General features: G+C 57.7%; 8 protein-coding genes. 5 read left to right on the top strand and 3 right to left on the bottom strand.

The annotated features are described in order from the left end of the window. Nucleotides 1-478: SAM-dependent methyltransferase (locus NW820_RS07900; protein WP_414407167.1), on the top strand; the 478-nt coding region annotated here is incomplete at its 5' end. Here NW820_RS07900 and NW820_RS07905 read toward each other — a convergent pair. Continuing rightward, the gene (locus NW820_RS07905; RefSeq protein ID WP_414407168.1) at nt 475-888 is read right to left on the bottom strand and encodes a VOC family protein; all 414 of its coding nucleotides are present in this window, start codon (nt 886-888) and stop codon (nt 475-477) included. The genes NW820_RS07900 and NW820_RS07905 overlap by 4 nt on opposite strands. A gap of 456 nt (nt 889-1,344) precedes the next feature. Here NW820_RS07905 and NW820_RS07910 point away from each other — a divergent pair, with 456 nt between their 5' ends. From NW820_RS07910 to NW820_RS07925, 4 genes are all read left to right on the top strand, one after another. Next, the gene (locus NW820_RS07910) at nt 1,345-2,373 is read left to right on the top strand and encodes a rod shape-determining protein (protein ID WP_414342867.1); all 1,029 of its coding nucleotides are present in this window, start codon (nt 1,345-1,347) and stop codon (nt 2,371-2,373) included. A gap of 59 nt (nt 2,374-2,432) precedes the next feature. Beyond that, nucleotides 2,433-3,185, top strand: a complete 753-nt coding sequence (gene mreC, locus NW820_RS07915; protein WP_414407169.1) for a rod shape-determining protein MreC — start codon at nt 2,433-2,435, stop codon at nt 3,183-3,185. Continuing rightward, nucleotides 3,163-3,807, top strand: coding sequence for a rod shape-determining protein MreD (mreD, locus tag NW820_RS07920; RefSeq protein WP_414407170.1), 645 nt, complete (start codon nt 3,163-3,165; stop codon nt 3,805-3,807). The genes mreC and mreD overlap by 23 nt, the downstream gene beginning before the upstream one ends. A gap of 389 nt (nt 3,808-4,196) precedes the next feature. Next, nucleotides 4,197-4,424 carry an indolepyruvate ferredoxin oxidoreductase subunit alpha gene (locus NW820_RS07925; protein WP_011434056.1) on the top strand — a complete coding sequence of 76 codons (228 nt, stop codon included), beginning with the start codon at nt 4,197-4,199 and terminating at the stop codon, nt 4,422-4,424. A gap of 286 nt (nt 4,425-4,710) precedes the next feature. Here NW820_RS07925 and NW820_RS07930 read toward each other — a convergent pair whose 3' ends face one another. Both NW820_RS07930 and NW820_RS07935 read right to left on the bottom strand, forming a co-directional pair. Next, nucleotides 4,711-5,235 carry a YIP1 family protein gene (locus tag NW820_RS07930; RefSeq protein WP_414407171.1) on the bottom strand — a complete coding sequence of 175 codons (525 nt, stop codon included), beginning with the start codon at nt 5,233-5,235 and terminating at the stop codon, nt 4,711-4,713. A 338-nt stretch (nt 5,236-5,573) separates the two neighbouring features. Then, complete coding sequence (locus NW820_RS07935; RefSeq protein ID WP_071818172.1) at nt 5,574-5,768, bottom strand: IS630 transposase-related protein; 195 nt, start codon at nt 5,766-5,768, stop codon at nt 5,574-5,576. Nucleotides 5,769-5,961 lie beyond the last annotated feature (193 nt).

A 5,961-nucleotide genomic window follows, 5' to 3' on the forward strand; every position in this document is an offset into this window, starting at 1 on the left:
GCAAAGTCCAGAGGGAATCCGCTTGGCCCCCTATGTGCGCACCTTGCCCTTGGTTGTGGATGCCATGCTGGATTTGGCCCAGGTGGGGAGCGAGGATACTCTCTACGACTTGGGCTGTGGGGATGGCCGCATTCTCATCCGGGCGGCGCAGCGCTTTGGCACACAGGGCATGGGAGTGGATATCGACCCGGAGCGCATCCTGGAAGCCCAACAGCGGGCCCGAGAAGCCCAAGTTCAGGATCGAGTTACTTTTCTCCAGCAGGATCTGCTCACTCTGGACTTAACCCCGGCGACGGTGGTGAGCTGCTATTTGCTGCCCCGCTCCCACCTGCTGATCCGAGACAAGCTGCGCTCCCAGCTTCGGCCCGGCGCTCGTCTGGTCACCCACTCCTTCGACATGGGAGATTGGCTCCCCACCGCCACCACCACTGTATCGGATGTTATCAACACCTACACCATCTATCTCTGGCGAATCTAACCCTGGGGATCCCAGGCTGTCGCTTCTCCAAAAGCAGCAGAAGGCTGGTGCAGTACAATCCGGTTGCCATCGGGATCCCGAAAATCCACCTCCTGTCCATGAAAGGCTTGCCGCAGGGGGGAAATGGAGAGCTGATAAGCTCCCGCCAACCCTTCCAGTGTTGTCAGGGATCCCTGTAAATCTTGCACCTGCAGGCAGAGGCTCACCGCTGCGGCTTGGGCACCACCATCGAGATGACGGCTGCGATAGAGGCCCAGCCGCAACCCTGGCAGACGAAACTCTACGTACACCGGATCCCCCTCTGTCGGGAGCTGGACTTGGGGAGAGATCCCCAAGAGATCCCGATAGAAGCGTTGTAGACGAGGCAAGTCCAGGGTAGCCACGCTAACCAAGGCACCAGAGAGCTGCATCGCAACCGCCAAAAGACCGGGTTGGTCTATCTTAGCTAAACTGCCGAGAAGCCCCGCGCTGTACCCGCAGGGTGAGCGTCGGGAGGATGTCACTCAGCTCCAACACCACGCGAGTCTGGGTGGCGATGTCGGATCCACCGTCTTGCCCTCCGGATCCAGGGCCAATGTGCCCGAGATGTAGAGGGTATTTTGCCCACCTTCACGCCGGGAGAATAGGGGGCGATGGCCGGATAGCCGGCTGGAGCAATGGCAACCTTAGGCACGAGGGATCCCGAATCACAACAGGATTGCACCTTAGCGGCGAATTCGATCTTCCACAGCTGGCTGGGATACAGCCATAGCCGGTTTCTCTGGAGCAGATTCCCGATCTTCGGGGGAGATTCTCTAGCAGAACTAGACTATAGTAGGTACCAAAGCTTGCTGCTTCTTCCCAAGTCAAGACTGGAGCGACTTACCGTGGGGTTCTTCAGCCGATTTTCCCGTGATATGGGCATTGATTTGGGCACTGCCAACACTCTGGTCTACGTGGCCGGGCGAGGCATTGTCCTGCAAGAGCCCTCTGTGGTCGCCATCGACCAAAACACCAAGCAACCCCTGGCTGTGGGGGAAGATGCCAAAAAAATGTTGGGCCGTACCCCCGGCAACATTGTAGCGGTGCGTCCTCTGCGAGATGGGGTGATTGCCGATTTCGACACGGCGGAGATGATGCTAAAACACTTCATCCACCGCGTACACGAGGGCCGGTACCTGATTGCTCCCCGCATTGTGATTGGGATCCCCAGCGGTGTGACCGGGGTGGAGCGACGGGCGGTGATGGAAGCCGCTCTCCAAGCTGGGTCGCGGGAGGTGTATTTGGTGGATGAGCCGGTGGCAGCAGCAATCGGGGCCGGGCTGCCGGTGCAAGAGCCCACTGGGAACATGATCATCGACATTGGCGGCGGCACCACTGAGGTAGCCGTCCTCAGTTTGCAGGGGATCGTGCTGAGCGAGTCCGTGCGGGTAGCGGGAGATGAGCTGAGCGAGGCCATCGTCCAGTACATGAAAAAAGTCCACAACCTCACCATCGGGGAGCGCACCGCTGAAGAGATCAAGATTCGGATTGGCTCCGCCTACCCAATTCAAGAGGAACTGACCATGGAAGTGCGCGGGTTACACCTGCTCTCGGGTTTACCCCGTACCGTCACGGTGAAGAGCACCGAAATTCGCGAGAGCATGGCCGAGCCCCTCTCGGTGATTGTGGAAGCCATTAAGCGCACCCTGGAGCGCACTCCACCGGAATTGGCTGCCGACATCATCGACCGAGGCATCATGCTGGCCGGGGGAGGAGCCTTGCTCAAGGGTCTAGATGCCCTGATCAGCCATGAAACCGGGATCTTGGTTCACATTGCCCCGGATCCCCTCAGTTGTGTGGTGCTCGGTACAGGGCGAGTTTTGGAGGATTTCAAAACCCTAGGTCGAGTGTTGAGCGGCAGCTTCAAGGGCTAGAGGAGTTTCTTCCCATCCCTGATCTAAGGTGTGAGTCGAGTGGGTCGGAGAGGTATTGCTTGAATCGGCTACGCCAATGGTGGAGGCGCTACGGCTTGGGGTTACTCCTGTCTGCTTTGGCGATGGGGGCAGCGCTGGGCCTGCGCCAAACCCAGGGATCCCTATTGGTGGAATTGTACAGTTGGATCACTGCTCCAGCCCGTCCGCCTGTGGATCCCGCTGCGGTGCTCAGCCAGGCCGCTAACCGTGAGCTGCAAGCCCTGGTAGCCGAGTTGCAGTACCAAAACCGCGAGCTGAAGCGACTGCTGCAATTTACCGAGCAAATGCCCCAAGCGGGGATCCCAGCAGCCGTGGTGGGTCGCAGCGCCGATCACTGGTGGCAACAGCTCACCCTCAGCCGCGGCAGCCGGCATGGAGCCAGGGTGGGAGATGTAGTCATGGCGCCGGGAGGGTTGATCGGGCGAGTCGAGTCGGTCACGCCCAACACCAGCCGAGTGCTCCTGATCAGCGATCCCACCAGCCGTGTCGGGGTAATGCTGAGTCGCAGCCGACACATGGGCATCCTGAGGGGTACGGGCACCCAGAGTGCCATTTTGGATTTTTTCGACAAGGCCCCCAAAGTAGAGGTGGGGGATGTGGTGGTGACCTCGGGCCTGAGCAGCTTTTACCCAGCCGGGGTTGTGGTGGGAACGGTTCGAGCGGTCAACTTGGATGCCAGCCCTGCCCCTCAAGCCACTGTCGAACTGTCGGCGCCGCTGGGCCTCTTGGAATGGGCTTTGATCTACCGCTATGCTCAACCCTCTGATTCTTAAGCTCAAGTCTCACCTCAACTGGGTGGTGACTGCCCTATCAGGATTGCTGGCAGCAGTGGCCCCTTGGTGGCGCGGGCCGGGCTTGGAGCTGGCAGGCTTAACCCCAGATTGGCCCTTGATCTGGGTGGTGTGCTGGAGTGTGCGGCGCAAAGCTTGGCAGGGGGCTGTTGCCGGGGTCACCCTGGGTTTTCTGCAAGATGCGCTGACCAGCCCTTGTCCTACCCATGCGCTGGGGCTGGCCGTAGTCGGGATCCTCACCGCCAAGTTGCAAAAACAACGCTACATGCAAGAAGACTTTATCTCGGTGGCCTTGATCGTTTTTGGTATGGTGGTGATTGCCGAAACCCTGATGGCGCTGCAGTGGATGTGGCTTGCCGCCTCCCAGGGATCCGAGGGCCTGGATCCGGCGGGAATGCAAACTTTGCTGGATGGATTGGGGAACTCCCTTCACTCTTTCGGCAGCATCGGCGGCGACGGTTCGCGTTCTCTGGAGAGCATCTGGTGGAACCATCAACGCAATGCCCTCACGTCTGCTATTTTAAGTAGCCTCTGGGCACCCGCTTTGTATTGGCCCCTCAGCCGTTGGTGGCAGTCTCAAGAGCGGGATCCCAGAGAGATTTAGCCCCTGTTTTATGCCAAATCATCCTATCTTTCGGTTAAAACCCAGGTCACAGCAGAGTATGTCCCTTGCCATTTTTGGCAAGAGAGAACTCTCGAGGCGGTGGGAGCCCATTTGCCGGCTCGCTCCGGCATTCTACTTCTTTTGCATTGGCGCTGCGCTGGTCAGAAAAAGCGACGATCTGGAAAACTTCTCGTCGGGGGGGGAGCAATTTTGGCCTAAAATGAACCCCAGGACTGGGATATAAGCCCCATCTTTTTCAGACAGCTTTGGGCTAATGTCGCGCATCTCAATCAAAAAGTCAAAAGCATAGGAAGCGCAGGCGACGTCAAGGCTGACCTTGTGGCAACTGCACTTAGAATTTGACTTAGAGCAATCATTGGGAGGGATCCATGCCGCATACAATTGTCACCGATATCTGTGAAGGTGTGGCCGACTGTGTAGAGGCTTGCCCTGTTGCCTGCATCCACCCCGGCGATACCAAAAATGCCAAAGGCACCGACTACTTTTGGATTGAGTTTTCCACCTGCATCGACTGTGGCATCTGTTTACAGGTTTGCCCCGTAGAAGGCGCTATTCTGCCGGAGGAAAAGCCGCATCTGCAGCGAGTGCCCCGCTAATTCCAGGGAAGCATCCCTGGCCACACGCCGGGATTCAACGAGAATTACAATCATTTCAATTCCAACCAGGACGCTGCACCCACACCTAGAACGTTAGTCGCGTCTTCGCGTCGTCGTGTCAGCGTTGCGGAGCAATAGCGTTGCGGTTCCCGTCAGGGTGCCGTAGGCATAGCAATAGCGTTGCGGAGCAACAATACGCAGAACCGGAAGGCTTTTCAAGGACTCCGTCCCGCTGGCGCGATCAGTAGCCTAGGCGTTTCACCTTAACCTGAAACAACTATAAGCTTTAGCCCAAGGAAGCCAAAGCAACGACGCTGCTGGTCAGCCAGCTCAGGGCCAAGATCCCCCCCAGGAAAGCCAATGGGATCAGGCCCAGCAGCCGCCACCACTCCAAATCCAGCGCTACAGCTACTGCCCGCACCTGCCAAACCACAAACCACAGCAGAGCTGACAAGCCCAGCAGGGATCCCAGTACCCCACCCAACGATTGAGCAGGCCCCAGCAGCAGCCACGGCAAGCCGGCAAACCCCGTCAAGCACAGCAGCGCTGAAAAGGAAGGGACAGCCCGACCCAAACAAAAGGCCAGCAATTGCAACAAAGCCGCCAAACCCACCCAGCCCAGGGATCCCATCAGCACCGCCAGCACCATGCTCGGCAGGCTTACCCCAGAGCGGCGAATCGCATCCAGGACGTTGAGCAGCCCCACCACCCCAAAGGCTTGCCAGAGAACAGGCTGTTCCCGCAACGCCCGAAAGGTGCGCTCCGGCAGAAACCAAGCGCCGTAGATGTTGTCTAACCAGGAACCAAGCATGGCCAGCAACCCGTCAAGCTGTCTTTTATCCTAGCCCTTGGTGAGCACTTGACGGGCACACCCCAAAAATGGGGTATGATTGGGAGAGGATTCTGCGGCGTTGGTGACTGCCGTTATGTTTTTGCGATCTATACCCTTCGACAATTAGGATGGGAAGTGGATGTGAGAGCAGTAGGCCAAACTTGATTTGGAAACTATCGACAATCATCCCCGGTATCCTATACTGGATTTTCCAGGTCGAAAACCACGGTAAAACGGCGCAACAGTATCCTCAAAAAAGCCCTCGAAAGGGGGCCTTTTTGTTGTTTGGATATTGTCGGATATTGTCAATGCTGCAGTTAATGGGTATTGCTCTGGCGCTGGGCTCCATCCTTTAGTCGAGCTTCTGGGCACTGGTCTACGTCTTGCTGCAGGGCAGCCAAGTCTGTCTTTCGCTTGCGGGTCTTGACTTTTGTTGTCGTGAGGTCTGCTCGGCTCAGCCAGCGATAAACGGTTGCACAAGTGACATAACTCCCGCACTCATGCTGACGCAAAGCGCTCCGCGCCGCTAAAGCGAGAGAGTGCGAGCTTCAAGGACTCCGTCCCGCTGACGCGAAAAGGACGGGATGCCCCACCGCCCTGTGCTTGATATCTGTAGCAGCTGCTGTTTTTATCATCGTTTATTTCAGCGGTTCTAGGTTCACGGCAGGTTGACAGCAGCTACGGTTTTTGTTGCCGCCGATCTAG

It is taken from the genome of Synechococcus sp. R55.7, from assembly GCF_047461955.1.
GTDB lineage: Bacteria > Cyanobacteriota > Cyanobacteriia > Thermostichales > Thermostichaceae > Thermostichus.